We start from the raw sequence: 26,531 nt of genomic DNA on the forward strand, positions 1-26,531 counted from the left end.
GTCCAGTTCACCCAGTGAATTTATACCGAAAATGGATTTATTCGTCCAATTCGGCGTCCCAATACAGGAAATCCATCCAGCTTTGATGCAGATGGTTGGGCGGGAACCGGCGCCCTTGGTTGCGCAGTTCCTCGGCACTTGGGGGACGCGGGGCCTTACGCAAAGCCATACCGGCATTGCGCAGGCTTTTCGAGCCCTTCTTTAGATTACACTTGGAACAGGCGGCCACGACGTTTTCCCAACTGGTGATCCCGCCCGAGGCCCGCGGCACGACGTGATCAAACGTCAAATCCCCGCGGCTGCCACAGTACTGACAGCAAAAACCGTCCCTCAAAAACAAATTAAAGCGCGTGAAGGCCACGCGCTTTTGAGGTTTGACAAAATCTTTGAGGACGACGACCGACGGTATTCGGATTTCGGTCGAGGGGCTGTGGACCACCTGATCGTATTCGGCGACGATGTCGACCCGATCCAGCCACGCTGCCTTGACCGCCTCTTGCCATGGCCACAGCGACAGAGGGTAGTAAGAAAGTGGTCGGTAATCCGCATTCAGAACCAAAGCGGGAAACTGCTTTAGCGCCTGTGGTTCTCTTACGAAACTCGTCCTGAAATCGCCGTCCATTAGTGTGACTCCGCCTTCGCCCTGTCTGCCGGTAACCGGTCAGGGCGGGACGCGGCCCGCCCCAATATATGACTACCACTATATATCGGGCGTTAAACCTGACAAGCCCCACGATTTACCCGCGCGGCCCATCAAAGGGATAGGTCCGCGAAGTAACGAGAGAATGACAAAAGGCGCCTAATATTCAGGCAAATTGCGCGGCGGGATCAGGATTCGCCCAGACGATCCCGCATAAAGGCCAGCGCGACACTGAGCCCATCCGGCGAAATCCCGTGCGCGGTGCCCTTCATCACGTGGCCATAGATGTCTTTCCAACCGGCATCCTGCAGGGCCTCGGCGGCCTCGGGCATGGATTGGGGCGGCACGACATCGTCCACATCGCCATGGATCAACAGAACCGGCGGACGGCTGACGACCTCATCGGCCAGCAGTTCTGGTTTCAACAACCGGCCCGAAAACGCCACGATGCCCGCAACGGGGTCTTCGCGGCGGGGGGCGACGTGCAGGCTCATCATCGTGCCTTGGCTGAACCCGAACAACAGGACCTGCTCGGGCAGGACGTCCTCATCCACCATCAGCGCATCCAGAAACGCGTTCAGATCCTCGACCGACTGGGCCATGGAGCGCTCTTTTTCTTCCTCAGAGGAGCCGTCGAAATGCGGGATCGGGAACCACTGAAACCCGAAGGGCGACCCGGCACAGCGTTCGGGCGCATCAGGGGCCACAAACAGGGTATCGGGCAGATGTTCGCCAATCGTGTCCGCAATCCCCAACAGGTCGGCGCCATTGGCCCCGAACCCGTGCAGAAACACCACAACCGAGCGCGTTTCCCCGGATACCGGCTCTTTTCGGCCAGCGGTCAGAACACGTGTCATCAGCGAATACCCTCTCTGTCTTTTGCAACATGGTAGTAGGCCCAAAGCAGGCGCGCTGCAACGCTTCTCCACGGGGACCACGGTTCGGCGAGGATGCGAAATGCCTTTTCGCGGGGGCGTTCGTCCAGATCGAACAGAATGCGGGCACTTTCCTGTAACGCCAGATCGCCGGGTGCAAAGACATCGGCATGGCCAAGGCTGAACATCGCGTAAATCTCGGCCGTCCAGACGCCGATGCCGGGCACGGCGGTCAGTTCTGTGATGACCTGCTCTGTCGGCGCGCTGCGCAGGGCCTTGAAATCGATCCGCGCCTCGGCCAGCGCACGGACATAGCGGATTTTCTGGCGGCTGAGACCACAGGCGCGCAGGTCCTCGTCACTGGCCCACATGATCTTGCGCGGGCCGATGAGGTTCGCGTCCTTCAGACGTCCGTAAATCGCATCGGCGGCAGCGACCGAGACCTGTTGACTGACAATCGCATCGACAAGGGCGGCAAACCCGTCCTTGCGGCGGCGCAGGGGCAAGGTGCCGACCGTGTCCAAGGCCATGGCGAACCGTGGCTCAACCGCCGCCAGATGCGCCGCGCCCTCGGCGATACAGGCGTCGCTGTGAATGATGCGCATGGCCCCTCCCTATGACAAAGGCCCCCGCGACGATCGCGAGGGCCCTGATGTCGTGCGTGCGATGTTACTCGGCCGCTTGGACTTTGTCTTGGGTCGCGGTGTCAAAATCCGCCGCGCTGTGGCGCTCCAACAGCTGATCGCTGAGTTCACCCCAAGTGCGGTTGACCTTGATCCCGCGTTGTACGGCGGGACGTTCAAGGATCTTTTTCGCCCATGCCATCGCGTTGGTATAGCTTTCGGCGTCGAGGAATTCCTGTGCGTCATAGACACGACCCAGCAGGACCTGACCATACCACGACCAGATGGCGATATCGGCGATGCTGTATTGATCGCCCGCCATCCATTCGTTTTCCGCCAGATGACGTTCCAGCACGTCCAACTGACGCTTGGCCTCCATCGTAAAGCGGTCGATCGGGTATTGGAATTTCTCGGGCGCATAGACGTAGAAATGGCCAAAGCCACCACCCAGATAGGGGGCGCTGCCCATCTGCCAGAACAGCCAGTTCAGGGTCTGCGTGCGATCTGCGGGGGCGTCGGGGATAAAGGCACCGAATTTTTCCGCCAGATAGAGCAGGATCGAACCGCTCTCGAATACACGCACGGGGCTGTCGCCCGAGTGGTCAACCAGCGCAGGGATTTTCGAGTTCGGGTTCGCCTCGACAAAGCCGCTGCCGAACTGGTCGCCGTCACCGATCTTGATCAGCCACGCGTCGTATTCGGCGTCGATACCGGCCTCAAGCATCTCCTCAAGCAGGATCGTCACCTTGACCCCGTTGGGCGTGGCCAGCGAGTAGAGTTGCAGGTCGTGTTCGCCCTTGGGCAATTCCTTGTCGTGGGTCGGGCCCGCGATGGGGCGGTTGGTGCTGGCGAACTGGCCGCCGTTCTCGCTTTCCCAAGTCCAGACTTTGGGCGGGGTATAGGTCAGATCAGCCATGGGTCATCCTGTGTCAAATCAATCAAAAATGGGTTGCGAAAAACCTAAGCAATTGCGCGCGTATCACAAGGCCGCCCTGCCCTGCACATTATGCATAGCCCTGTGCAATCCTGCACATCGGACCGCGCGAACGGCCCTCTCGCATTCGCAATATTAAATCTGTATGCAGCAAGTGTAGAGATTTGCAGAGGTTTCCGCCATGAGCGACACCATGACCGCCCCCACCCAAGACGGGCGCGCTAAACGAAATGTGATCGTTCTGGTTCTGGCCCAAGCGTTCCTTGGCGCACAGATGCCGATGATTTTCACTATTGGCGGTCTGGCGGGGCAATCTTTGGCGTCAAACGCGTGCTGGGCGACCTTGCCGATTTCGATGATCGTGCTGGGCTCGATGCTGAGCGCGACGCCGATTTCGGGGATCATGCAGAAATACGGACGTCGGGTCGGGTTCCTGATCGGGGTGACGGGCGGCATGTTGGGCGCGGCCATCGGGTCCTATGGGCTCTATGTGGCGTCCTTTCCGATCTTTTTGTTGGGGTCGCTGTTCACCGGCATTTATATGTCCGCGCAGGGATTTTACCGCTTTGCCGCCGCCGATACGGCCAGTGATGCCTTTCGTCCCAAGGCGATTTCCTATGTCATGGCGGGCGGTCTGGTGTCGGCCATTATCGGTCCGCAGATCGTCAAAGCGACCTCGGACGCCTTTGTTGTGCCGTTCATGGGGACCTATCTGGCGGTGATCGCACTAAACCTGTTGGGCGCGCTGATTTTCCTAGGCCTTGATATTCCGCGCCCCGAAAAGGCCGCCGCAGACGCCCCCAAGGGACGCAGCCGGATGGAATTGCTGCGCACACCGCGTGTGGCCGTGGCGATGATCTGTGCCCTTGTGTCCTACGCGTTGATGAACCTTGTGATGACCTCGACCCCCTTGGCGGTTGTGGGCTGTGGCTATGAGACCAACGATGCCGCCGATGTGGTGATGGCGCACGTGCTGGCGATGTTTGTGCCGTCGTTCTTTACCGGTCACATGATCGCGCGTTTCGGAGTGGAAAAGGTTGTGGGTCTGGGCCTGTTGATCCTGACGGGGGCCGGTGCGGTCGCCCTGAGCGGGGTCGAACTGGAACAGTTCTTTATCGCGCTGATCCTGCTCGGGATCGGGTGGAATTTCGGGTTCATCGGCGCGACGAGCATGTTGGCGGGCGCCCATACGGTTGAAGAGCGTGGCCGTGTTCAGGGTCTGAACGATCTGATCGTGTTTGGCGGGGTGACGATGGCGTCTCTGGCCTCGGGCGGGTTGATGAACTGTTCTGGTGGGACAGTGCAAGAGGGCTGGAACGCCGTCAACATGGCGATGGCGCCGTTCATCATGCTGGCCGGTGGGGCGTTGATCTGGCTGACGCTGCGCCCTGCCGAGGACTAGGCGCCGATTGGACGCCGTCGGATTTTGAGTATTTGGACAAGGTGAAGGGACAGAGCGATCTGCCCTTTACCAATTGCCGCGCAAGGATTTCCAAAGGAGAGAGGCGCGTTTGATCCCGTCGGGGCGGGCCAGTTGGCCGTCGGCCACAAGGGCCGGGTTTTGGAGCACGCGGTGCAGGGTGGGTTCGGCCATCCATCCGGTGCGCAGGACGAGCGCGGCGGATTTGGGGGCCTGTTTCTGTGCGGATTTGAGGCGCGTCAGGGCCGTGGTGGCGAGGGTTTTGACGCCGTCGGGCGTGCCGTCGAGCAGCGGGATTTTCCCCCGTTCGACCAATCCCGGGATCGCCATCAGCCAATTCGCCACGCCAATCCCGTAGGCCGCATCGCGCACCGCCTGTTCGCCGGTCGTTGTGCCCGTCGCGCGCGCGGCCGCCCAGAGGAGATGGCCAGAGGTCGCGTCGATATAGCGATCAAACGCCGCCTGATCCTCAAAAGGATCGGTGTAGATGTCCCATTGGCGCGCGGTCACCAGCGTGTCGAGCATGGTTGCGGTTTCGGCATCGATGGCGGCGGACAGAGGCGTTGTGACCTCATGTCGTCGCACCTCCGCGCCGTTCGCGATTTCCTCAAGCGCGTCGCGCCACCATTGCAGGCGCATTTCGGCGATCATCGCCTCGGCTGTGACCCACGGGGCGCGGGCGACCTCTAGGTTAAAGGCAAAGATCGGGAACAGGCGTTCGCGCGCGCCAACCGGTGCGGCCATGATCGCCGCGAACCGGTCGGGATCGCCGCGATGGACGAGATCGGCGCAGGCCTGAATGCTCATGGTGCTTTGGCCCCGTCCCGGATCAATTTCCAGTTGATGGCGTCCAAGAGTGCCTCAAAACTGGCGTCAACTATGTTGGGGCTGACCCCCACGGTGGACCAGCGACGGCCTTTGTCGTCTTCGCTGTCGATGATGACGCGGGTGACGGCCTCGGTCCCGCCTTGGGTGATGCGGACCTTGAAGTCCACAAGGCGCACGTCGTCGATCAGCTCTTGATAGGGGCCGAGATCCTTGGCCAGCGCCTTGGACAGGGCGTTGACGGGGCCGCGGTCATTGCCGGCCTCGTCCATGCTTTCAGACACGCTCAGCTTTTTCTCATCGCCGATTTTAACGACGACGACGGCTTCGGATAGGCTGACCATGCGGTCGTATTTGTTTTTGCGCCGTTCGACCGTGACCTTATAGCGTTTCACGTCAAAGAACCGCGGGGCAAGGCCCAAGGCGCGGCGCGCGATCAGCTCAAAGCTGGCCTGTGCGGTGTCATAGCTATAGCCCTGTGCCTCGCGTTCCTTGATGTCGTCAAGGATCTGGGCCAGACGCGGATCGTCTTTTTCGACCTCAAGACCCGCCTCGGCCAGACGGCGGCGCAGGTTCGATTGGCCCGCTTGGTTCGACATCGGGATGATGCGCGAATTGCCGACCACGGCGGGGTCGATGTGTTCATAGGTGCTGGGGTCCTTGAGGATCGCGCTGGCGTGCAGGCCCGCCTTATGCGCAAACGCCGAGGCCCCGACATAGGGTGCAGATTTCACCGGAACACGGTTCAGGATATCGTCCAGCAGACGCGAGGCGCGGGTCAGACCGGTCAGCGCATCGTGGGTCACGCCCGTCTCAAACGTCTCGGCATAGGGCGATTTCAGGAGCAGCGTCGGGATCAGCGTCGATAGGTTGGCGTTGCCACAGCGCTCACCCAGACCGTTCAGCGTGCCTTGGATCTGGCGCGCGCCTGCGTCGATGGCGGCCAGAGACGCGGCCACCGCATTGCCGGTGTCGTTGTGTGTATGGATGCCAAGGTGATCGCCCGGAATACCGGCGGCGATGACGGCGGCGGTGATGTCGCCGACCATATCCGGCAAGGTGCCGCCATTGGTGTCGCACAACACGATCCAACGCGCACCGGCCCCATAGGCCGCCCGCACACAGGCAATCGCGTAATCGGGGTTCGCGCGATAGCCGTCAAAGAAATGCTCGGCGTCAAACAGGGCCTCACGCCCCTGCCCCACGATATGGGCGATGGATTGCTCAATCACCTCGATGTTTTCGTCCAGCGTGATCCCAAGCGCGGTCGTCACGTGGAAATCATGCGTCTTGCCGACGATACAGACCGACGGCGTGCCCGCGTTCATCACGGCGGCCAGAACATCGTCGTTCTCGGCCGAGCGGCCCGCGCGTTTGGTCATGCCAAAGGCGGTCATGCGGGCGCGGGTGTGCGGCGCGGCGTCGAAAAAGGCGCTATCGGTCGGGTTCGCCCCGGGCCAGCCGCCCTCGATATAATCGACGCCCAGCGTGTCCAGCGTTTCGGCGATCTTGACCTTTTCGGCGGTCGAGAATTGCACACCCTGCGTCTGTTGTCCGTCGCGCAGCGTGGTGTCGTAGATATAGAGGCGGTCTTTGGTCATCTGATTGGTCCTTATACCTACATCACTGTGTCAGGTGCCGGTTTCAGGATCGCGCCGCGATCCTGATCGCCCCCGACCCGCCCCCATGGGCCGGCACAGGCCGTATGTTCAGAGCGCGCCATCACAGCAACCCGTCCAGTTTCGCCGCGTCAAACTCGGGCTTGGGCGACAGGTCGACGCCTGCCTTGCTCATCCGGACCTCGACCCCCGCCTCGGTCAGCGCGGTTTTCAGGCGGTCCACTTCGGCGAAATCCTTGGTGGCCATCGCGGCCTCGCGCGCGGCGCTCAGGGCATCGGCATAGGCCGACAGGTCCACATCCGCGCCCTTGGCCCAATCGCCCATCGCCGGATCCAAAAGGCCCAGCATCTGTGCCGATCCCAACAGGGTTTCAACATCGCCCGCGGCGGCCAGTTTGTGCAGTTCGGCAATCGCGCCCGCCGTGTTCAGGTCATCGGCGATCGCCGCAACCACCGCGTGGGACGGAGCACCGGCGGTCACGCCATCAACCATCTTGCGCCACTTGCGCAGATGCGCCTCGGCCTCGCGCGCCTTGTCGGCGGTCCAGTCCATAGGCTTGCGGTAATGGGTGGACAGAAAGACGAACCGGACCACCTCACCCGGGATGCCCTGATCCAGCAGGTCGCGGACGGTGAAAAAGTTGCCAAGGCTTTTGGACATCTTCTTGCCCTCGACCTGCAGCATCTCGTTATGCACCCAGAAATTCGCAAAACCCGACCCCGGATGGGCACAGCAGCTTTGCGCAATTTCGTTTTCGTGGTGCGGGAACATCAGATCGTTGCCGCCGCCGTGGATGTCGAAATGATCGCCCAGCAGGTCATCCGCCATGGCCGAGCATTCGATGTGCCAGCCCGGACGCCCACGGCCCCACGAGCTCTCCCAACCGGGTTGATCGGCGTTCGATGGCTTCCACAGGACGAAATCCATCGGGTCGCGCTTGTTATCCGCGACCTCGACCCGCGCACCGGCGATCATGTCATCGACCGACCGACCAGACAGCGCGCCGTAATCGCCATAGCTTTTGACCGCGAACAACACATGCCCCGCCCCGTCAGGATAGGCATGGCCGGTCTCAACCAGACGTTCGATCATCGCCACCATCTGGGGAATGTAATCGGTCGCGCGCGGCATCTGGTTGGGTTCCAACGCACCAAGCGCGCCCATGTCGTCCAGAAACCATTGGGTCGTTTCGCCGGTGATCTGGGCAATCTCGCGGCCGCTCTGCTCGGCCCGCGCGATGATCTTGTCATCCACATCGGTGAAATTGCGCACATAGGTCACGTGATCCGCGCCATACACATGGCGCAGCAGACGATAGAGCACATCAAACACCACCACGGGACGCGCGTTGCCCAGATGCGCGCGGTCATAAACCGTCGGCCCACAGACATACATGCGCACGTTTTCGGGGTCGATCGGGGTGAACACATCGACCGAGCGGGTCTTGGTGTTCCGCAGATAAATCTCAACGGCCATAGCCATGTCCTTCGTGCGGTGTCGCACGGGCCAAGTTTGGGATTGGTCGGGGATCGACCGTCAGACAGGCCCGCGCAACGAATGTCAGCGGGTAATGCAGCAGATAATGATGCGGCAAATCTGGGTCATGAGCGTGCTCTAGCATTGTGGGCCCGCCCTGCCAAGCGGTTTAGGCGTTCAGCCCGTCCAGAACCGCGCGTGCGGCTCGCAATCCGGGGGCCTCACCGCCCGCGCCCAGTTGCGCCATCACATCGCGTGCCGCCTGTTTTTGACGGGCAATCGCGGCAGGGTCATCCATCAGCGCCGTCAGGGCCGTGGCAATCGCGTCGGGTTTACAGGCATTGCCGAGGTATTCCGGCACGACCTTTTCACCCGTGATAATGTTGACCAAGGTGACCGTGTCGATCTTGGCCATGGCCTTGATGATCTGGAAACTGATCCAGTTCATGTCATAGGCCACCACCATCGGCGTCTCCGCTGCGGCCAGCTCAAGCGAGACCGTCCCCGACGCCGCAAGGGCCAAATCGGCGGCACGAAATGCCCCGCGTTTCTCGTCGATCCCACCGTCCGCCGCCGTGTCGATCAGAACCGGCGCAATGGCCCATTTCGCGGTCAGGCGACGCACATCATCGGTGACGGCGGGCGCGACGGGCAGAACAATGCGCAGATCGGGATGGGTTTTCGCCAGACGCGCGACCGTGTCGCCAAAGATCGGGCAAAGGCGGCTGACCTCGCCCTGACGCGATCCGGGTAGAACGAGGAGCAGCCGGTCATCCCCCGCGATCCCGTGACGCGCGCGGAAATCGGCGGCGTCCTGATCGGTGACGGTGGGGGCCGCGACAATCGGGTGCCCGACGAAATCACAGCGCATCCCCTCGGCCTGCATATAAGGTGGTTCAAACGGCAACAGGGCAAGGACCTGATCAATGATCGGGGCCATCTTTTTGGCCCGACCCGAGCGCCACGCCCACACCGTCGGGGCCACGTAATGGACCGTGCGGATGTCCGAGCGGTCCTTGACCCGCCGTGCGACGCGCAGGGAGAAATCGGGGCTGTCGATGGTGATCAGAACGTCGGGCCTGTCCGCAACGATCTGATCGGCGCATTGGTTGATCCGACGCATCAGGGCGCGGTATTTCGGCAGGACCTCGGCAACCCCCATGACGGACAGTTCGCGCATGGGAAAGAGGCTGTTCAGCCCCTCGGCCTGCATCAATTCGCCCCCGACACCGGTGAATTCGATCCCCTCGGGGCACAGGGTTTTCAACCCCTGCATCAAGGCCGCGCCAAGCGCGTCGCCCGATGCCTCACCCGCGATGAGGAACACGCGCCTCATGGCGCGACGGCCCAGAGGGCAATGCCCGCCTCATCGGCCAAACCCACCGTGCGGGCGCGGTCGATGATCATCACCCCACCGGCGGCAATCGCGATGCCCGACAGGCCCGCCGTCTGTGCCGCGGTGATCGTATCCGGCCCGATGGCGGGCATATCCACGCGCAGGTCCTGCGTCGGTTTGGGGGCCTTGAACAACACGCCCTCGCCACCCTCGGGCGCGGGGAAACGGGTGCGCGCGGCGCGCACGAATTCGATCATCGCCGCCGTCCCCGGCAGGGTCTCAATCGCCAGACACAGGCCACGCGCGACAACCGCGCCCTGCCCCACATCCAGCGGTCCCATATGCGCGACGATCTCGGACGCGCGGGCGGCGTCGGCGATGTCCTGATCGCGCGGCGCAACCGCGCCGATCACACCGGCCTCGGCGGTCAGGGACGGGATCAGATCGGCGGCACCGACCACGGCGAAACCCGCGTCCTCAAACAACCCGATCACCGCGCGCAACAACGCGTCATCGCCGGCCTGAAACGCGGGCAACAGACGCGGCAACAGGGCCGCCGTGCGTGGATCAATGCGTTCGGGATCAATGGCGGGACGCTGCACGGCACCGGCAAACACCACCTGTTCAACCCCCAGATCATCCAGCCGGTCAAACAACAGGGCAAGGCGTTCCACCACAAACGGTTCCACCGGCCAACCGGCGGGATTGTCCATGGCATAGCCGTCGAGCTGCGCAATGACGAACGGCACGCCCACCGCGTCCAGACCCGCCGCCAACAGCGCGGGCAAGCCGCCCGATCCGGCGATGATCGCGGTTTTACCGGTGCTCATGCGGACCTCAGTTCGGGGTCAGGAACGACCGGTCGGATTTGCCCAAGACAAATTCGGCCAGTTCGGTGACATAGTCGCTCTCGCCTTCGTCTTTCAAACGATTGGCGCGCTCAAGGAAGGTGCCCTCGCCCTGTGCCAATGTCTGAAACGCGGCGCGCAGGGCCGTGATGTCCGAGCGCGCAACGCCTTTGCGTTTCAGCCCGACAAGGTTCAGCCCGTCCAGAACACCGCGCGGCCCCTGCACCAGACCATAGGGGATCACATCGGCGGTCACCATGGTCACCGCGCCGATGATCGCGCCGCGCCCGATGCGCACCCATTGGTGCACGCCCGACAGGCCGCCCACGATCACGTCATCCTCAAGCACACAATGCCCCGCGACCGAGGCGTTGTTCACAAGGATCACCCGATCGCCGATGATCACGTCATGTGCGACGTGGCTACCGGCCATAAACAGGCCGTCATCGCCCACCTTGGTCACGCCGCCACCGCCCTCGGTGCCCGCGTTCATAGTGACGTTTTCGCGGATGCGGTTGCGCTTGCCCACGACCAGACGGGTCTTTTCGCCACGGAATTTCAAATCCTGCGGGATGTCGCCGATGTTGGAGAAGGGAAAGATGACCGTCTCATCGCCAATCTCGGTTTCACCCGTCACCACCACGTGGCTTTTCAGATCGACGTCGGCGCCCAGCGTGACCTCGGCCCCGATCAGGCAGAACGGGCCGACCTTGGTGCCCGTACCGATGGTCGCGCCATCCTCGACGATGGCCGAGGGGTGAATCTGTGCCGTGGGATCAATCGACATGCGCGCTTAGTCCTTCAGGTCAATCATCGCGGCGAATTCGGCCTCGGCGGCGACTTCGCCGTCAACCTTGGCCACACCTTTAAAGCGCCACATCTTGGAGCGTTTTTTCAGAACCTCGACATGCATTTCCAGAACATCGCCCGGCACCACCATGCGGCGGAATTTGCAGTTGTCGATGGTCATGAAATAGACCAGCAATTCGCGATCTTCGAGGTCCAGAGAAATCCCCGCCATCACACCGGCGGTTTGCGCCATGGCCTCAACAATCGTGACGCCGGGCATGATCGGGTTGCCGGGGAAGTGGCCGGTGAAATGCGGCTCGTTCATGGTGACGTTCTTGATGCCGACCGCACTGGTGTCGGGGACGATGTCGCGCACCTTGTCCACCAACAGGAACGGATAGCGGTGCGGCAGGATCTTCTGGATCAGTTGGATGTCGGCGGTGGTCGGTTTCTGATCCGTCATGGCGATGCTCTCAGATGTTGTGTTCATGTCAGGGGTCGCGCGCAAGGCGCAGGTTTAGATTGCAGTACCAAGCGCGGGGGTTGGAAACAAGCGCCGCTAGTCCTGCGCGGGCTGGGATTGGGTGCCCTCGTCGGCGCCCGCATAACGTTGATCAAGGCGGTTGATCAGATCGGCGGTGACGTCAATCTGATCTGCGGCGATCAAAAACGCGCCCTTATCCATCACCGCAACCGCGCCGCGTTCGCGTGCGATTTGGGCCAGAACCGGCAGGGCCTCGGCGAAAAAGGATTTTTGCAAGGTCTCGCGACGGCGCAACAGGTCGCGCTGTTTTTCGTCCTGCGTGGCGCGGATCTGGCGCACCTCGGCATCAAACTCGGCGGCCAGCGTGCGGAACTGGTCGGCGGGAATGGTCGGGCGCAGCTCGGTCAACTCGGCCTCGCGCGCGACGAGATCGGCCTCGATCTGGCGATTTTCCTCCGCCAGAGACTCGGTCGCGTCTTCGATTTCCGACAGTTTGGCCGCGCCATATTGCGAGCGGGCCAAAAGGATTTCTTGGTCAACGGTCAGGATCGGCGACACGATCTGCCCTGTTTGCAAGGTCGCGTCCTGCGCCGAAACAACAGACGCCATGCCCCAGAGGGACATGGCGCCAATCCATTTTACTAGGCCAAAACGCCCCATGTTTAGAACCGGGTCGAGATGGTCAGGTCAAAGTTCTGCGTGCGGTCATAGCTCTGCTTGGCCAAGGCGCGCGAGAAGTTAAAGCGCAACGGACCAAGGGCCGTATCCCAGAACACCGACACACCGACGGACGAACGCAGGTTCAAGCTGTCGTCGATAAACCCGCCGTCGTTGTCGAGGCTCCAGACCGTACCGAAGTCGGCAAAGACACCGCCCGAGATACCGTATTCCTCAACCACACCGATCGGGAATTCCGCCTCAAACCGCGCAACCGCGAACATGTTGCCGCCCAGGGCCTCTTCGGACGGGGTGCTCAGGTCCCGCGGGCCAATACCGTTGTTTTCAAAACCACGGATTTTGCCGTTCAGGAAGTAGCGGTCAGTGATCCGGCTATCGCCGTTCAGCATATGCAGCAACCCGCCCTCGAACTCGGCACGCAGGGTGACCTCTTCGTTCAAGACCTTGGTCTCTGCGGCCAACAGTGCGGTGGTTTCGATGTAATCCACATCGCCGCCCACGCCAAAGTCCTGATTGAACCGCAGCAGAACGCCCGAGTTCGGATCAAGGCCACGACCGCGCGTGTCATGGATCAGGCTATAGCCAAGCGCGCTTTTGGTGCGGGTATCGTTTGCCACATCGGCGGCAATGATGGTGGACGCGCCGTTGTAGTTGAACACATCGTCCTGCCCCAGCGTATAGCGCACGCCAACACGACCATATTCACCGGTCGGGAATTCCAGCGAGGGCGAAATCGAAATGTTGCGCGTCTGGAACTGGAAACTGTCCTGGTTGTCGGACACGGCATAGCGCGCCGCAAACCGGAACCGCACATCGCGGCCCAAGAACGCGGGTTCGGCAAAGACGATTTCCGAGTTCGCGTTGTCCGATGCCGTCCCGATCTGAAAGCTCAGGAACTGACCACGACCAAGGAAGTTGCGCTCGGTGAAGCCGGCGGTCAGACCGGCACCGTTGGTGACCGAGTAGGACAGGCCAAAGGACAGCGAACCGGTCGGTTGCTCTTCGACGTCCACATCGACGATCACATCGCTGGGGGTGCTGCCCTCGCGGGCCTCGACGCTGACGTTGCTAAAGAAGCCAAGCGCGCGGATGCGTTCTGCGGTCTCGCGGATTTGACGCGCGTTGAACGGGTCGCCCTCGACCGTGTCGAACTGACGACGGATCACGCGGTCCAGCGTGGTCGAGTTGCCCTCGATGTCGATACGTTCGACAAAGATACGCTCACCACGCGACACGACGAATTCGACGTCCAAGGTCAGGTCGCGGTCGTTGCGGGACACGCGCGGATCAACACGGACGAAATCGACGCCCTGTTGCACGGCCAGACGTTCCAGACGGGCAAGGTTGTTTTCTACGATGGTCGGCGAATAGGCCTTGCCGGATTTGATGTCCAAGGCGTCCAGATAGACGTCAGGGTCGATCTGCGGCAGGTCGCTGCTAACCGTGACCTCACCGAATGTGAACTGCTGGCCCTCTTGGATGTTGAAGGCAATCAGGAAGGCATCGCGGCTACGGGTCAGTTCCGAGGTGACCGACAGGACCTGAAAATCGATATAGCCCCGCGACATGTAGAAATCGCGCAGGACCTGTTTGTCGAATTCAATACGGTCGGCGATGAACGTGTCGGCGCGAACAAGGCGACGCAACAGACCCGCCTGTTTGGTTTCCAGAACGCGACGCAGGCGGCGCTCGGAATAGGCGCGATTGCCGATGAACGACAGGCGCTCAATCTCGATCACGTCGCCTTCGACGATCTCAAACACCAGATCGACACGGTTGTTCGAGCGGCGGATGATCTTGGGCGTGACCGTGGCGGCCAGACGGCCCTCTTGCTGATAGGCCTGCACAAGGGTGGCGGCATCCTGTTCGGCCAAGGTCGGGCTGTAGACGCGGCGCGATTGGGACTGCACGATCGTGGACAGAACGTCGTCCCCGATCCGGCGGTTGCCCTCAAAGTTGATGACGTTGATGGTCGGGTATTCCTCGACCTCGATCACCAATGTGTTACCACGCGGCGTGATCAGCACATTCTCGAACAGACCCGAGTTGATGATGTTCTGATAGGCTTGGTTCAGGGCCGCAGCCGAGACCGTTTCGCCGCGGTTGATTCCGGCATAGGTCAGGATGGTGGCGCCATCGACCCGCTGGTTGCCGTTAATTTCAACTTGGGTAAAGCGATAGCTCTGCGCGTTTGCCTGCGTCGGCAAAACAGCAAAAGCCATTGAAGTTACGAACAAAATCAGGAAAACAGCGCGCGCGGCAAACCCCTTCAGACGTTCCATCCCCCCAAGGGCGTTGCCTGTTAATCTGGTCATCAGACTGTCCCGTTATATTTTTGGCAGCAAATTGCTTCCTGAGTATCGGGAAAGACATCTAATGTCAAAACGCATAAACGGCCCGCAAGCGGACCGTTTCACACATATATAGCGGTCGGCAGAGGTCTGCCGATCCAGATTTAGCTGATCAGGGACCCGATCAATGCCCCGCCCATCAGCGCGCCGAAAATCGCGGCGAGATAGAACAGGCGGTCCCAGTTCAGGTTCACGATCAGGCTGAGGCTGCGATATCCGTTGGTCAAGGTCGTCATGGTTTGGCCCATAGGGTTAAACGGTTTTCGGGTTACCGGTTAAACCTATGGGCGAATTGTGGCGCAATTGGGGCACCACAGGGGCGCTTTATTGGCAGAAGAGATCGTTGCTGATCGAGAACAGCATGACCATCAGCATCAGCGCCAGACCAAGCGTCATCAGGAATTGCATCGCGCGGTCGCTGGGCGGCTTGCCGCGGACGGCCTCATAGGCGTGGAACACCAGATGCCCGCCATCAAGGATCGGGATCGGGAACAGGTTCAACAGCCCCACCGCCGTCGACAGAACCGCCACGAACCAGACAAAGGTGCTGATCCCCTGACTTGCCGCCACGGCCGAGGTTTCCGCGATCCCCAAGGGGCCGCGCAGGTTACAGGTGCTGATCGCGCCCGCAATCATATGGTAAAGGCCCGACAGGCTGGACTGAATGATGTAGCCGGTCTGCGACACGCCGAATTGCAGCGCACCCAGAGGACCCGGCGAGGCGGTTTCGGCCTCAAAAAACAGACCGCCCGTCGCCCCGATCAGCCAGCGCGTTTCAAACCCGCCATCGCCCAGTGGCAGGTCGCGCTTGCGCGGGACCAGAACGAATTCCAACAGCTCACCCTCACGCCAGACCTCGATCACCATGGGCTTGCCCTCAGACGCCATGACCTTGTCCTGAAGTTGGCTAAAGGCGGCAATCGGTTGCCCGTCGGCGGACACGATGACATCGCCCACCTCAATCCCGACGTCCAGCGCGGCCGAGTCCGGCTGAACCCCTGCCACCAAGGCGGGGAACGGGTACGGGCCATCGACGACGACCTCTTGGCCATCGCGCAACACGCGGTAATCCAGCGGCGCCCGCACCGGCATGTCCTCGACCGCCTCGTAGAACTGCTCAAAATCGCCGACGTCTACGCCCGCAATCGACAGGATCGCGTCGCCATCGCGCAGTTCGCCAATCGCGGCGGGCAGCGGTTTGATCGACGCGATGGTGGGCGGATCAATCGCCTGACCGCGCGCCATAATCACCGCGCCAAAGACCAGAATGGACATGATAAAGTTGAACACAGGCCCCGCCGCCGCCGTGGCCGCACGCGCCCAGACCGGCGCGCCATGCATGGATTGGCGCAATGTCGCCTCGTCCATCTCGGCGACGCCCTCGGCGTCCTTGCCACTTGCGGCATTCGCATCGCCCAGAAACTTGACATATCCACCAAAGGGCAGCGCCGCGATCTGCCAGACCGTGCCGCGTTTGTCGGTGCGAGAAAACAGGACCGGACCGAACCCGATGGAAAACACCAGCGCCTTGATCCCGCACCAGCGTCCGACGATGTAATGGCCGTATTCATGCACTGCGACGATGATGCTGAGCGCGACGATAAACGCCACGAAGGTGTAAGCCACCCCGCCGAAGGAAGAGATAAGTCCAGTGATATCCAAAACGCTCGCCTCTATGCCATCAGTGTTTTTATCGCGTCACCCGCGTGCTGTCGGGCGATTTGGTCCATGTTCAGGACGTTATCAAGGGTGATATCGACATTGTTAAGGCCCGTGTCCGACGAAAGCATGTCTAGAACGCGTTCAACGACGACGGCCATATCCATGAACCCGATGTCCCCGTCGATGAACCCGTCAAGGGCGCGTTCCTTGGCCGCGTTGAACGCCGCACCGGCCAGACCGCCGGTCGCCATCACCTCATAGGCAAGGCGCAGCGCGGGATAGCGGCGCATGTCCGGCGCGCGAAAGTTCAGTGCGCCGATCCGCGCAAGGTCCAGCCGTTCCACCGGCAACCCGCGCCGGTCGGGCCAGTTCAGGGCATAGCCAATCGCGTGACGCATATCGGGCGCCCCCATATGGGCCATCATCGCGCCGTCGTTGAACCCGACAATCGCGTGGACGATGGATTCAGGATGCACCAGCACCTCAATCTGATCGGGGTGGACGCCAAAGAACTCTTTGACCTCAATGACTTCAAGCGCCTTGTTGAACATCGACGCGCTGTCGATGGTGATCCGTTGACCCATGTCCCAGTTCGGATGGCTGGACGCCTGCGCCAATGTCGCGTTCGCCAGATCGTCAATCGGCCAGTCGCGAAACGCCCCACCCGAGGCGGTGATGACGATCCGCTCCACCGCGGCGGGGTCTTCGCCCACAAGGCCCTGAAAGATCGCGGAATGCTCGCTATCGACCGGCAGGACGGTGGCCTTGTGATCGGCGGCCGTCTGCATCAACAGGGGACCGGCGGTCACGAGGCTCTCTTTGTTGGCAAGGGCAAGGGTCGCGCCCTGCTCCAGCGCCTTGAGCCCCGGCAAAAGACCCGCCGCGCCGACGATGGAGGACATCACCCAATCGGCAGAGCGCGTTGCGGCCTCGCTCACGGCATCAGCCCCGGCGGCGACCTCAATCCCCGTTCCGGCCAGCGCATCGCGCAGGTCCGCGTAACAATCGTCAAACGCCGTGACGGCCAGATCGGCGCGCAACTCCCGCGCCTGTTCGGCCAGTCGCGCCACATTGCGCCCACCGCTGAGGGCCACGACATCGAACGCCTCGGCCCCGCCTGCGCGGGTGATCAGGTCGACCGTATTCTCGCCAATCGAGCCGGTGGCGCCAAAAATCGAAATCCGCCGCATGGATGCCTAGCCCCCGATGACCGGCAGATAGATGAATTGCAACACCAGCATCAGCAACACCGCCCCCAACAGCCCGTCAAAGCGATCCAGAACCCCGCCATGACCGGGGATCAGACGCGAGCTGTCCTTGACCTGACACCGCCGCTTGATCGCGCTTTCGGCGATATCGCCCATCTGGCTGGCAAAGGACAATGCGACCGATAGCACCGCCAGACCGGCCCCTGCCCCCGAGGTCAGGCCAAACACAAGACCGATGATCGCGGCGGCGATCCAACCGGCAACGGTGCCCGACCATGTCTTTTTGGGGCTGATGCGGGGCCAGAACTTCGGACCGCCCATCAGGCGCCCCGCGAAATAGCCCAAGATATCCGTGCCAACGACCACGGCAACCAGCCACAGCAGCCAGACAATCCCGAGGGTGTCACGGAAATAGGCCAAACCGAAACCGGCGAACAGCACGCCGGTCATATAGGCAAACAGAACCACGCGGCGCGCCGAGACGCGGCTGACCGCCACAAGGGAGGGCGCAATCAGGATCGGCGCGGTATAAAACCCCGGCAACACCAGCGCGACCATCACGGCAAAGGCCGACAGGATCGCCATCTGCACCGCAAAGGGCCCCGACATCGGGAACAGCATCCGGCACAGTTCCCACACCATCAGGCCCGCAACGATGGCCGACAGGACCATGAACCACAGACCACCGGCGAAGATCGCCACGCCGCCGCCGATGACCATCGCCACAGCCGATCCAAGGCGCACCGCCAGATCGTCCCAGTTCCCCCCCTGCGCCGCCATTAGACCGGCACCGCCCCAAAGCGGCGTTCCCGTCCGCCATAGCGCGCGATGATCTCGCCAAAGATGTCCTTGGTGAAATCGGGCCACAGGGTTTCGATGAATTCATATTCCGCATAGGCCGATTGCCAGAGCAGAAAGTTGGAAATGCGCGCCTCGCCACTGGTGCGGATGACCAGATCGGGATCGGGCAGCACACAGGTATCAAGGAAGCGCGCAAGCGTCTCGCTATCGACCGTTTCGGGGTCCAGACGGCCCGCCGCGACCTCTTGGGCCAGACGTTTTGTGGCGCGCGCCACCTCGTCCCGCCCGCCATAGTTCAGCGCGATGGTCAGGTGGACCAGATCGTTGCCCTCGGTCAGTTCCTCAAGCTCATCCATCAGCTTGACCAGCTTGGGTTCCAGACGGACGCGATCGCCGATGAACCGGACGCGCACGCCCTCATCATGCAGATCCTGCGCTTCTTTCTGGATATAGCGGCGGAACAAGGACATCAGGCCCGACACTTCGGTCTGGGTGCGTTTCCAGTTCTCGGTCGAGAAGGCAAAGATCGTCAGATACTTGACCCCCAGATCGGGGCAGGCATTGACGATTTCGCGGATACGTCGGGCACCGGCCTGATGCCCGAACAAACGTGGCCGCCCCCGTTGCTGGGCCCAACGGCCATTGCCATCCATGATGATGGCAACATGCTTGGGGCCGCTGGTGGCACTGTCGGTGGCGGTCACGTTGATCTCCGGTGCAGGTTAAACCTGCATGATTTCTTCTTGCTTGGTCTCCAGCGCCTTGTCGATGCTGGCGATGTGGCGATCGGTCAGTTCCTGAATCTCGTCGGCCCAGATTTTCTGATCGTCTTCGCTCATCCCGGCGCTTTTCGCCTTTTTCAGCTGATCCATGCCGTCGCGACGCACGTTACGCACGGCCACGCGGGCGCTTTCGGCGTATTGGGCGGCGACCTTGGTCAGTTCGCGGCGACGTTCCTCGTTCAGCTCGGGGATCGGCAGCATGATGATGGTGCCGTTGGTCTGTGGGTTGATGCCCAAACCGCTTTCGCGGATGGCTTTTTCCACAGCGCCGACCATGCTCTTGTCCCAGACGTTGATGGTGACCATGCGCGGCTCGGGCACGTTGACGGTGCCCACCTGGTTGATCGGCGTCGGCGAGCCATAGGCGCTGACCATCACCGGTTCCAGCATCGAGGCCGAGGCACGGCCCGTGCGCAACGAGGCAAATTCCGTTTTCAGCGCACCCATGGCGCCGTCCATGCGGCGTTCCAGATCATCCAGATCGATTTCCAGATCTTCGTCGGACATGCTATCCCCACTGATATTTGTGTTCTTTTATGTCGTGTTGCTATCGCTATAGCGTTAACCGTGCACGCTTGTATAGGTGCCTTCGCCCCGCAGGATGCCACAGAAGCCACCCGGCTCGTCCAGCGAAAACACGATGATCGGCAGGTCATTGTCCCGCGCCAGTGCAATCGCCGAGGCATCCATCACCTGCAGGTTCTTGATCAGGACATCGTCATAGGTGATGTCGTCATAGCGCACCGCGTCATCATGTTTGGCGGGGTCTTTGTCATAAACGCCATCGACCTTGGTGCCCTTAAAGATCGCCTCACACGCCATTTCGTTGGCGCGCAGGGTCGCGGCGGTGTCGGTGGTGAAATAGGGGTTCCCGGTGCCCGCGGCAAAGATGCAGACCCGTTTCTTTTCAAGGTGACGCACGGCGCGGCGGCGGATGTAGGGTTCGCACACCTGATCCATCGGGATCGCGCTGATGACGCGGGTGTAGACGCCGAGGCTCTCCAATGCTGATTGCATGGCCAGCGCGTTCATGACCGTCGCCAGCATCCCCATATAGTCGGCGGTGGTGCGTTCCATCCCCTGCGCGCTGCCCTGAAGGCCGCGAAAGATGTTGCCGCCGCCGATGACCATACAAATCTCGACGCCCAGATCGTGGACCGATTTGACCTCATTGGCGATGCGTTGCACGGTCGGCGGATGCAGGCCGAACCCCTGATCGCCCATCAGGGCCTCACCCGAAATTTTCAGCAGGACACGTTTATACGCGGGTTTCTCTGGTGCGCTCACTTCGGTCATAGACTCGTTCTCCTGCGGGTGGGCTTGGCGTTTGCGGCAAAATGTCGGAAAACGGCACAAGGTTCAACGGATAACAGCCCATGCAATTGCCTTTTACCGATCCTGACCGCCCCGTTTTGATCGCGGGCCCCACCGCAAGCGGCAAGTCCGCGCTTGCGCTGGACCTGGCTGCACGTCAGGGCGGTGTGATCATCAACGCAGACGCCCTGCAAGTGTTTGAAAGGTGGCGCATTTTGACCGCCCGCCCGTCAGACGCGGATGAGGCGGCCGCGCCCCACGCCCTATACGGGCATGTCGGGTTGAACGATGATTATTCGGTGGGGCATTGGCTGCGCGAGGTGGCGCCGTTTCTGACGGGCGGAAAACGGCCGATCATTGTGGGGGGCACGGGGCTCTATTTCACGTCGCTGACCAACGGGTTGGCCGAAATTCCCGCAACACCGCCCGAATTGCGCACACAGGCCAACGCGCGCCGCGCCGCCGAGGGGCATGGCGGGATGCTGGCCGAGCTGGACGCCGCAAGTGCCGCGCGCATCGATCAGCAAAACCCGATGCGGGTGCAGCGCGCGTGGGAGGTGTTACAGGCCACCGGGCGCGGGATCGCCGCATGGCAGGACGACACGCCCCCGCCCCTGTTGCCGCTGGGCGATGCGCAGGCCTTTGTCCTGATGCCGGATCGCGATTGGCTGAACGAGCGGATTGAAAGCCGCTTCGGTCTGATGATGGATGAGGGCGCGTTGGACGAGGCACGCGCGATCCTGCCCGACTGGGACCCCGGCGCCCTGTCCGCCCGCGCCATCGGGGCACCGGAACTGATCGCGCATCTACAGGGCGACATGGACCTCGACGCCGCGATTGACGCCGCCGTAACCGCGACGCGCCAATTCGCCAAACGACAGCGCACATGGTTTCGCGCCCGCATGCGCGACTGGACCCCGATCTCTTTGGGATAGGTTTTTGCGCAAAAGTCTGTGTGCCTAGATTTTTTCAACATTTTTCCTTTGCAAGGCCGCATCTTACCGCCCTACGCTTATGTAACGACAACACACGGGTTTAGGGCACGATGGAACAGGCATCCGATCTGCGGCTGGTACCGATGCAAAGCTTGGCCAAGGGCGGGCGCTGGCGGGTTGAGGCCATGCGCAGCTATTCGGTCGATCAACTGCTGTGGTTTACCCGTGGTCAGGGCCGCCTGATTGCCGACGGGATCACGCGGGGCTATGGCGCGCATAACGTCATCTTTCTGCCCGCCGGAACGATGCACGCGTTCGAACTTGGCCCACAGGTCTATGGCACGGCGGTGTTCTTTCCGACGAACCACGGGTTGGAGGTGCCGGAGAAATCCCTACACCTGCGCATCCGGGACGCCCGCGATCAGGCCGAGATCAACCTGATCCTCGACAATCTGCAACGCGAAATCGAGGGCGACCGACCTGCCCGCCGTCAGGCCCTGACCCATCATGCGGGGTTGCTGAGCGTGTGGTTGGAACGCCAACGTCTGGATCACGATGACGCCTTGGCCGCCAGTGACGCCGCCCGCCGTCTGGTCCGCCGGTTCAGTGCGCTGGTCGAAACGCGGTTTCACACCGGCGACAGCGTTAGCGATTATGCCAAGGCCTTGGGCGTCACATCGACCCACCTGACCCGCGTGTGCAAGGAAACCTGTGGCCGCACCGCGTCCGAATTCCTGTCAGATCGCAAGATTTCCGAGGCGCGCCGCCTGCTGGCCGATACCGGCCTGCCGATCAAGGATATCGCGTCGGGTCTGGGCTTTGCCTCGGCGGCCTATTTCACCCGCAGCTTTCAGGCCCACACCGGCAATCCGCCCAGCCTGTTTCGCGAAAGCACCGCGCCCCGCCATCACTAAGCGCTCTTAGCGGCCCCATATGACTTTGACGTAGTTCTGGGTCTCTTTATAGGGCGGGATGCCGTTGTATTTCTCGACCGCCTTGGGGCCCGCGTTATAGGCGGCAAGGGCCAAGGGCCAGCTGCGGAAGGTGTCGTATTGCTGGCGCAGGTATTTCGCCCCGCCGTCAAGGTTCTGACGCGGATCATCCGCATCCACCCCCAACAGACGCGCCGTCGCGGGCATCAATTGCGCCAGACCGCGCGCGCCCTTGTGGCTGACCGCGTTGGCGTTCCAGCCGCTTTCCTGTTGGATCAGGCGCAGGAACAGGTCCTCGGGGATGTTGTGACGACGCGCGGCCGTTTTGGCGTGATCAAGGTATTCACCGCGATAGGACCCGGTGAATTTCGGCACGTTGAACTGGGACGGGGTGATCACCGCCGTCGGCTGAAGACGGACCGAGTTGTTGTATTGCTGGGCCGCGCGACCATCCAGCAGTTGCGTCTGCGATTGGAACAGCAACAGGCGCGATTTACTGCTGGCTGTGACTTCGGCGACGGCGGGGGCGCCTGCGAAAATGCCCGCGCAGACGCCCACACCGATTGCCCTCATCAAGACGTATTTCATGCCTTGCCCCTTAGAATTCTGGGGGAGTTTAGCGATCTAACCCCAAATTTCTACAATTTTTACCAGACAGGCAGAATCCCGCCCAAATTGAAACGGGGCGCCACTGCGCCCCGCCCCGATTTAGTGATCGCCCCGCAGGGCCTCAACCACCTGTGCCAATGTGACCTGACCGACACCGCCATCTGGCATCTTGACCCCGATGACCTGCGCGGGGGCCTTTACAAAGGCGGGCAGCGCATCCTCGAGCACCGCCTTGCCCTCAAGCACCGGCGCGTCACTTGGCGCGGTTCCCGCGGCCAGTGCGTCCAGACGGATCACGCGGCCACGGTTAATGTCCTTGGTGAAGTCGGCAATATAGTCATCGGCGGGTTTCAGGACGATGTCCTGCGCCGTGCCCTTTTGCACCATCGCCCCGTCGCGCAGGATCGCGATGTTATCGCCAAGGCGCAGAGCCTCATCCAGATCGTGGGTGATAAAGATGATGGTTTTGTGCAGCTCTTCTTGCAGTTCCAGCAGGATAGATTGCATGTCGTACCGGATCAGCGGGTCAAGCGCCGAGAACGCCTCATCCATCAACAGGATTTCGCTATCGGTGGCCAAGGCACGGGCCAGACCGACACGCTGCTGCATCCCGCCCGACAGTTGCCCGGGATAGTGATCCTCATAGCCGGTCAGGCCCACGCGGTCGATCCAATGCTGGGCGCGCGTGGCGATTTCCCCCTCGGCCACGCCTTGGATTTCCAAGCCGTATCCGACGTTTTCCTTGACCTTGCGGTGCGGCAACAGGCCGAATTTCTGGAACACCATCGACGTTTTGCGGCGGCGCACCTCACGCAGGTCGGCGTCGTTCATGCCCAAAACATCCTGCCCGTCGATCAGGATCTGCCCGTCCGTCGGTTCGATCAGGCGGTTAATGTGCCGGATCAGGGTCGATTTCCCCGACCCCGACAAGCCCATCACCACCTGAATTTTCTTCTCGGGGATGTCTAGCGATACGTCCTGTAGGCCAAGCACATGGTTATGCTGATCCAACAGATCGGGCTTGCTCAGACCCTTTTTGACCAGCGGCAGAACCCGCGCGGGGTGACGGCCAAAGATCTTATACAGGTTCTTGATCTGTACCTTAGCGTCGCTCATCGGTGACCTCCGTGGCGGTGGGCCTGCAAACGCTTGCCATAGGATTGCGACACACGGTCAAAGATGATGGCCAGCGCCACAATGGCCAGACCGTTCATCAGGCCAAGCGCCAGATACTGGTTCGAAATCGCGCGCAGCACCGGCACGCCAAGGCCCTTGACCCCGATCATCGAGGCGATCACCACCATCGACAGGGCCATCATGATCGTCTGGTTGATGCCTGCAAAAATGTTGGGCAGGGCCAGAGGCACCTGAACGCCCATCAGCTTTTGCCGCGGGCTTGCCCCAAAGGCGTCAGCGGCCTCAAGCACATCGGCATCCACCAAGCGGATACCAAGGTTCGTCAGGCGCACAATCGGCGGGATCGCATAGATACACACGGCCAACAGACCCGGCACCTTGCCGATCCCGAGCAGCATCACCACAGGGATCAGATACACGAACGACGGGATCGTCTGCATCACGTCCAGAACCGGTGTGATGATCGACTGCATACGGTTAGAGCGCGACATCAGAACCCCGATCGGGATACCCACGGCGATACAGAGGAACGTCGCGACCGAAATGATCGCAAGCGTCGCCATCGTGTCCTCCCACATGTCGAAAATGCCGATCACGACAAAGGCGGCCACGGCACCCGTGGTGATTTTCCACGACCGCGATCCGGCCCACGACAGGCCCCCAATCACCAGCAGGATGATCGGCCATGGCGTCGCCAGCAGCAGCTTTTCAAACCAGATCAGAAATTGCAAAAGCGGGTCGAAAAAGTTCTCAAGCGCCTCTCCATACGTGCGCGAGAACCCTTTGAATGCTTCATCGACCCCGCGTTTCAGACCACTTAGCGTCTTGCGCCCAAGGGCCGGAAATTCGGTCAGAAATTCCATATACTCTCTGTCCCCATTGCCGCGCCTCTGCGCGGTTCGGTGCCACTGCGGCACCCCCCAGATGCGAAACAAGCGGGGATGCTTCCCCGCTTGCCCGCGTTATTAAACGTCTTACAGTTCCGATTTGATCGCAGCAGCTTCCTCAGCGCCAACCCAAGCGGACCAGATGTCCTCATAGGTCTCAAGGAAGTAGTACGCCGCATCTTCGCCGGTCGCCTGTTGGTCGTTCATGTAGACCAGCATCTCGTTCATCACCTCACCCGGGAAAACGCGGGTTTTCAGGTAATCAACGGCAACGCCGCCCTCTTGGACCAGACGGTCGGTGACAACGGTGTGCACCTCGGACTCGGTGTAGGACGAGGGCTGGGGATCCAGACAATCCTGTTCGGCCTTCACGATACAGCCGTCCCAGTTCTCGGACCCGGCCCATTCGGTTTCCCAATCCAGCATCTGCAGCTTGTACTTGCCGATGATCGCGGTCGGTGCCCAGTAATAGCCGAACCACGGCTCACCGCGCTCGGATGCTTTGGCAATCGCGCCGTCCAGACCAGCGGCCGAACCCGGATCAACCAGAACCCAACCTTTTTCTTCCATGTCAAAGGCACGGAACAGGTTGGCGTTCGACAGCTGACAGCCCCAACCGGCAGGACAGCCCATGAAGGCGCCTTTGCTCTCGTCTTCGGCATAGGGGAACATCTCGGGATGCTCGAGCAGCTTTTCAACGGTGTCCAGTTCGGGGTGCGCTTCGGCGAATGCCTCGGTCACCCACCAACCTTCGCCCAGACCCGTGATCGGACCGGACAGAACGGAATGCAGACGCCCCTCTTCGATTGCCGCCGTCAACGGATCGCGCACCGCGTTGATCCACAGTTCGCCCGCGACATCGGGTTCGCCCTTTTCGTTCATCGAAGCAAAGGTCGTGGTGGTCGCGCCCGGGATCAGTTCCACGTCACAGCCCAAACCGGCCTCAAGGATGATCTTGTCGACATTGGCCATCAACTCGGCCGAGGCCCAGTTCATTTCAGCCATGGTAATCTCACCGCAATCAGCCAGCGCAGGTGCGGCCATCGCCGTCAACAGGCCAAGGGCGGTCATCGTGGTCCGTGTGGTCTTGTGCAAATCTTCTCTCCCCATTTGCATTTATTGTGCAAAGCGCGCCGCCCCGACCATGCCGAAAAACGACGCTTTTTGCCCCTTATGTCGCAAACAGAACATTGCACGCCCGTGAAATCAACCACCTCTACCCAAAAGGATGACACAATGTCTCAGGTTGACGCTAGGTCAGCCCGATCAGGTACAGTTTGGCCCATTTCGCGCCCGCCGTGCTTTTCCCCTTTCATTGACCGCCTCACAATGGTGTAACCTGCGCCGAAACGGATAACGGAATCG

27 protein-coding genes are annotated in these 26,531 nt (G+C 61.4%); 3 read left to right on the forward strand and 24 right to left on the reverse strand.

Going from position 1 to position 26,531, the window contains the following annotated elements:
• Window positions 1-37 precede the first annotated feature (37 nt).
• The 4 genes from R1W00_RS08805 to yghU all read right to left on the reverse strand — a co-directional run bounded on the left by R1W00_RS08805 (window position 38) and on the right by yghU (window position 3,054).
• On the reverse strand, window positions 38-622 hold the full coding sequence (locus R1W00_RS08805; protein WP_317262352.1) for an HNH endonuclease: 585 nt from the start codon (window positions 620-622) through the stop codon (window positions 38-40).
• Window positions 623-828: 206 nt separating this feature from the next.
• Window positions 829-1,497 (reverse strand): alpha/beta hydrolase, encoded by a 669-nt coding sequence (locus R1W00_RS08810; protein ID WP_317262353.1) that lies wholly within the window; start codon window positions 1,495-1,497, stop codon window positions 829-831.
• Window positions 1,497-2,120 carry a DNA-3-methyladenine glycosylase 2 family protein gene (locus R1W00_RS08815; protein WP_317262354.1) on the reverse strand — a complete coding sequence of 208 codons (624 nt, stop codon included), beginning with the start codon at window positions 2,118-2,120 and terminating at the stop codon, window positions 1,497-1,499. The genes R1W00_RS08810 and R1W00_RS08815 overlap by 1 nt, the downstream gene beginning before the upstream one ends.
• 64 nt (window positions 2,121-2,184) lie before the next feature.
• On the reverse strand, window positions 2,185-3,054 hold the full coding sequence (gene yghU / locus R1W00_RS08820) for a glutathione-dependent disulfide-bond oxidoreductase (protein WP_317262355.1): 870 nt from the start codon (window positions 3,052-3,054) through the stop codon (window positions 2,185-2,187).
• Window positions 3,055-3,253: 199 nt separating this feature from the next.
• Between yghU and R1W00_RS08825 the strand changes: the two genes are divergently transcribed.
• Window positions 3,254-4,474 carry an MFS transporter gene (locus R1W00_RS08825; protein WP_317262356.1) on the forward strand — a complete coding sequence of 407 codons (1,221 nt, stop codon included), beginning with the start codon at window positions 3,254-3,256 and terminating at the stop codon, window positions 4,472-4,474.
• A 66-nt stretch (window positions 4,475-4,540) separates the two neighbouring features.
• Here the strand turns inward: R1W00_RS08825 and R1W00_RS08830 are convergent, their stop codons facing one another.
• The 16 genes from R1W00_RS08830 to pyrH all read right to left on the reverse strand — a co-directional run bounded on the left by R1W00_RS08830 (window position 4,541) and on the right by pyrH (window position 20,648).
• A complete protein-coding gene (locus tag R1W00_RS08830; protein WP_317262357.1) occupies window positions 4,541-5,299 on the reverse strand; it encodes a squalene/phytoene synthase family protein in 759 nt (252 codons plus the stop codon).
• Window positions 5,296-6,918, reverse strand: a complete 1,623-nt coding sequence (gene cimA / locus R1W00_RS08835; protein ID WP_317262358.1) for a citramalate synthase — start codon at window positions 6,916-6,918, stop codon at window positions 5,296-5,298. Before cimA ends, R1W00_RS08830 begins: the two co-directional genes overlap by 4 nt.
• Before the next feature lie 121 nt (window positions 6,919-7,039).
• On the reverse strand, window positions 7,040-8,413 hold the full coding sequence (gene cysS, locus R1W00_RS08840; protein WP_317262359.1) for a cysteine--tRNA ligase: 1,374 nt from the start codon (window positions 8,411-8,413) through the stop codon (window positions 7,040-7,042).
• Window positions 8,414-8,582: 169 nt separating this feature from the next.
• Window positions 8,583-9,749: a lipid-A-disaccharide synthase gene (gene lpxB / locus R1W00_RS08845; protein ID WP_317262360.1), complete on the reverse strand. Its 1,167-nt coding sequence runs from the start codon at window positions 9,747-9,749 to the stop codon at window positions 8,583-8,585.
• Window positions 9,746-10,579: an LpxI family protein gene (locus R1W00_RS08850; RefSeq protein ID WP_317262361.1), complete on the reverse strand. Its 834-nt coding sequence runs from the start codon at window positions 10,577-10,579 to the stop codon at window positions 9,746-9,748. Before R1W00_RS08850 ends, lpxB begins: the two co-directional genes overlap by 4 nt.
• A 7-nt stretch (window positions 10,580-10,586) precedes the next feature.
• Window positions 10,587-11,384 (reverse strand): acyl-ACP--UDP-N-acetylglucosamine O-acyltransferase, encoded by a 798-nt coding sequence (gene lpxA / locus R1W00_RS08855; protein ID WP_317262362.1) that lies wholly within the window; start codon window positions 11,382-11,384, stop codon window positions 10,587-10,589.
• Between the two features lie 6 nt (window positions 11,385-11,390).
• Window positions 11,391-11,876, reverse strand: coding sequence for a 3-hydroxyacyl-ACP dehydratase FabZ (gene fabZ / locus R1W00_RS08860; RefSeq protein WP_410901534.1), 486 nt, complete (start codon window positions 11,874-11,876; stop codon window positions 11,391-11,393).
• 69 nt (window positions 11,877-11,945) lie between these two features.
• Window positions 11,946-12,494 (reverse strand): OmpH family outer membrane protein, encoded by a 549-nt coding sequence (locus tag R1W00_RS08865; RefSeq protein ID WP_317262363.1) that lies wholly within the window; start codon window positions 12,492-12,494, stop codon window positions 11,946-11,948.
• 38 nt (window positions 12,495-12,532) lie between these two features.
• Complete coding sequence (bamA, locus tag R1W00_RS08870) at window positions 12,533-14,863, reverse strand: outer membrane protein assembly factor BamA (RefSeq protein WP_410901535.1); 2,331 nt, start codon at window positions 14,861-14,863, stop codon at window positions 12,533-12,535.
• A gap of 140 nt (window positions 14,864-15,003) precedes the next feature.
• The gene (locus tag R1W00_RS08875; RefSeq protein ID WP_317262364.1) at window positions 15,004-15,135 is read right to left on the reverse strand and encodes a hypothetical protein; all 132 of its coding nucleotides are present in this window, start codon (window positions 15,133-15,135) and stop codon (window positions 15,004-15,006) included.
• Window positions 15,136-15,223: 88 nt separating this feature from the next.
• Window positions 15,224-16,561 carry an RIP metalloprotease RseP gene (rseP, locus tag R1W00_RS08880; RefSeq protein ID WP_317262365.1) on the reverse strand — a complete coding sequence of 446 codons (1,338 nt, stop codon included), beginning with the start codon at window positions 16,559-16,561 and terminating at the stop codon, window positions 15,224-15,226.
• Between the two features lie 11 nt (window positions 16,562-16,572).
• Window positions 16,573-17,751: a 1-deoxy-D-xylulose-5-phosphate reductoisomerase gene (gene dxr, locus R1W00_RS08885; RefSeq protein WP_317262366.1), complete on the reverse strand. Its 1,179-nt coding sequence runs from the start codon at window positions 17,749-17,751 to the stop codon at window positions 16,573-16,575.
• Between the two features lie 6 nt (window positions 17,752-17,757).
• On the reverse strand, window positions 17,758-18,549 hold the full coding sequence (locus R1W00_RS08890; RefSeq protein ID WP_317262367.1) for a phosphatidate cytidylyltransferase: 792 nt from the start codon (window positions 18,547-18,549) through the stop codon (window positions 17,758-17,760).
• Window positions 18,549-19,274, reverse strand: coding sequence for a polyprenyl diphosphate synthase (gene uppS, locus R1W00_RS08895; protein WP_317262368.1), 726 nt, complete (start codon window positions 19,272-19,274; stop codon window positions 18,549-18,551). Before uppS ends, R1W00_RS08890 begins: the two co-directional genes overlap by 1 nt.
• Window positions 19,275-19,292: 18 nt before the next feature.
• The gene (gene frr, locus R1W00_RS08900) at window positions 19,293-19,859 is read right to left on the reverse strand and encodes a ribosome recycling factor (RefSeq protein ID WP_317262369.1); all 567 of its coding nucleotides are present in this window, start codon (window positions 19,857-19,859) and stop codon (window positions 19,293-19,295) included.
• Window positions 19,860-19,913: 54 nt separating this feature from the next.
• Window positions 19,914-20,648, reverse strand: a complete 735-nt coding sequence (gene pyrH, locus R1W00_RS08905) for a UMP kinase (protein ID WP_317262370.1) — start codon at window positions 20,646-20,648, stop codon at window positions 19,914-19,916.
• Between the two features lie 80 nt (window positions 20,649-20,728).
• Between pyrH and miaA the strand changes: the two genes are divergently transcribed.
• On the forward strand, window positions 20,729-21,601 hold the full coding sequence (gene miaA / locus R1W00_RS08910) for a tRNA (adenosine(37)-N6)-dimethylallyltransferase MiaA (protein WP_317262371.1): 873 nt from the start codon (window positions 20,729-20,731) through the stop codon (window positions 21,599-21,601).
• A gap of 110 nt (window positions 21,602-21,711) precedes the next feature.
• A complete protein-coding gene (locus tag R1W00_RS08915; RefSeq protein ID WP_317262372.1) occupies window positions 21,712-22,515 on the forward strand; it encodes an AraC family transcriptional regulator in 804 nt (267 codons plus the stop codon).
• 6 nt (window positions 22,516-22,521) lie between these two features.
• Here the strand turns inward: R1W00_RS08915 and R1W00_RS08920 are convergent, their stop codons facing one another.
• From R1W00_RS08920 to R1W00_RS08935, 4 genes are all read right to left on the reverse strand, one after another.
• Entirely contained in the window at window positions 22,522-23,121 is a 600-nt protein-coding gene (locus tag R1W00_RS08920) for a lytic transglycosylase domain-containing protein (protein WP_317262373.1), read from the reverse strand.
• 120 nt (window positions 23,122-23,241) lie between these two features.
• Window positions 23,242-24,258, reverse strand: coding sequence for a betaine/proline/choline family ABC transporter ATP-binding protein (locus R1W00_RS08925; protein WP_317262374.1), 1,017 nt, complete (start codon window positions 24,256-24,258; stop codon window positions 23,242-23,244).
• Window positions 24,255-25,142 (reverse strand): proline/glycine betaine ABC transporter permease, encoded by an 888-nt coding sequence (locus tag R1W00_RS08930; RefSeq protein WP_317262375.1) that lies wholly within the window; start codon window positions 25,140-25,142, stop codon window positions 24,255-24,257. Before R1W00_RS08930 ends, R1W00_RS08925 begins: the two co-directional genes overlap by 4 nt.
• 111 nt (window positions 25,143-25,253) lie before the next feature.
• Entirely contained in the window at window positions 25,254-26,237 is a 984-nt protein-coding gene (locus R1W00_RS08935) for a glycine betaine ABC transporter substrate-binding protein (RefSeq protein WP_317262413.1), read from the reverse strand.
• Window positions 26,238-26,531 lie beyond the last annotated feature (294 nt).

Origin of the sequence: Rhodovulum sp. FJ3, assembly GCF_032918305.1 — a bacterium.
In the GTDB taxonomy this organism is placed as follows: domain Bacteria; phylum Pseudomonadota; class Alphaproteobacteria; order Rhodobacterales; family Rhodobacteraceae; genus SAT37.

Bases quoted from the DNA above. Each gene is read 5' to 3' on its own strand.
- R1W00_RS08890 (WP_317262367.1), bottom strand. From the start codon at position 18,549: ATGGCGGCGCAGGGGGGGAACTGGGACGATCTGGCGGTGCGCCTTGGA.
- miaA (WP_317262371.1), top strand. From the start codon at position 20,729: ATGCAATTGCCTTTTACCGATCCTGACCGCCCCGTTTTGATCGCGGGC.
- yghU (WP_317262355.1), bottom strand. From the start codon at position 3,054: ATGGCTGATCTGACCTATACCCCGCCCAAAGTCTGGACTTGGGAAAGC.
- R1W00_RS08875 (WP_317262364.1), bottom strand. From the start codon at position 15,135: ATGACGACCTTGACCAACGGATATCGCAGCCTCAGCCTGATCGTGAAC.
- R1W00_RS08935 (WP_317262413.1), bottom strand. From the start codon at position 26,237: ATGACCGCCCTTGGCCTGTTGACGGCGATGGCCGCACCTGCGCTGGCT.
- R1W00_RS08830 (WP_317262357.1), bottom strand. From the start codon at position 5,299: ATGAGCATTCAGGCCTGCGCCGATCTCGTCCATCGCGGCGATCCCGAC.
- R1W00_RS08810 (WP_317262353.1), bottom strand. From the start codon at position 1,497: ATGACACGTGTTCTGACCGCTGGCCGAAAAGAGCCGGTATCCGGGGAA.
- R1W00_RS08920 (WP_317262373.1), bottom strand. From the start codon at position 23,121: ATGAAATACGTCTTGATGAGGGCAATCGGTGTGGGCGTCTGCGCGGGC.
- R1W00_RS08915 (WP_317262372.1), top strand. From the start codon at position 21,712: ATGGAACAGGCATCCGATCTGCGGCTGGTACCGATGCAAAGCTTGGCC.
- R1W00_RS08825 (WP_317262356.1), top strand. From the start codon at position 3,254: ATGAGCGACACCATGACCGCCCCCACCCAAGACGGGCGCGCTAAACGA.
- R1W00_RS08925 (WP_317262374.1), bottom strand. From the start codon at position 24,258: ATGAGCGACGCTAAGGTACAGATCAAGAACCTGTATAAGATCTTTGGC.
- dxr (WP_317262366.1), bottom strand. From the start codon at position 17,751: ATGCGGCGGATTTCGATTTTTGGCGCCACCGGCTCGATTGGCGAGAAT.
- pyrH (WP_317262370.1), bottom strand. From the start codon at position 20,648: ATGACCGAAGTGAGCGCACCAGAGAAACCCGCGTATAAACGTGTCCTG.
- R1W00_RS08865 (WP_317262363.1), bottom strand. From the start codon at position 12,494: ATGTCCCTCTGGGGCATGGCGTCTGTTGTTTCGGCGCAGGACGCGACC.
- R1W00_RS08850 (WP_317262361.1), bottom strand. From the start codon at position 10,579: ATGAGCACCGGTAAAACCGCGATCATCGCCGGATCGGGCGGCTTGCCC.
- cysS (WP_317262359.1), bottom strand. From the start codon at position 8,413: ATGGCCGTTGAGATTTATCTGCGGAACACCAAGACCCGCTCGGTCGAT.
- R1W00_RS08805 (WP_317262352.1), bottom strand. From the start codon at position 622: ATGGACGGCGATTTCAGGACGAGTTTCGTAAGAGAACCACAGGCGCTA.
- R1W00_RS08815 (WP_317262354.1), bottom strand. From the start codon at position 2,120: ATGCGCATCATTCACAGCGACGCCTGTATCGCCGAGGGCGCGGCGCAT.
- cimA (WP_317262358.1), bottom strand. From the start codon at position 6,918: ATGACCAAAGACCGCCTCTATATCTACGACACCACGCTGCGCGACGGA.
- R1W00_RS08930 (WP_317262375.1), bottom strand. From the start codon at position 25,142: ATGGAATTTCTGACCGAATTTCCGGCCCTTGGGCGCAAGACGCTAAGT.
- frr (WP_317262369.1), bottom strand. From the start codon at position 19,859: ATGTCCGACGAAGATCTGGAAATCGATCTGGATGATCTGGAACGCCGC.
- bamA (WP_410901535.1), bottom strand. From the start codon at position 14,863: ATGACCAGATTAACAGGCAACGCCCTTGGGGGGATGGAACGTCTGAAG.
- lpxB (WP_317262360.1), bottom strand. From the start codon at position 9,749: ATGAGGCGCGTGTTCCTCATCGCGGGTGAGGCATCGGGCGACGCGCTT.
- lpxA (WP_317262362.1), bottom strand. From the start codon at position 11,384: ATGTCGATTGATCCCACGGCACAGATTCACCCCTCGGCCATCGTCGAG.
- fabZ (WP_410901534.1), bottom strand. From the start codon at position 11,876: ATGAACACAACATCTGAGAGCATCGCCATGACGGATCAGAAACCGACC.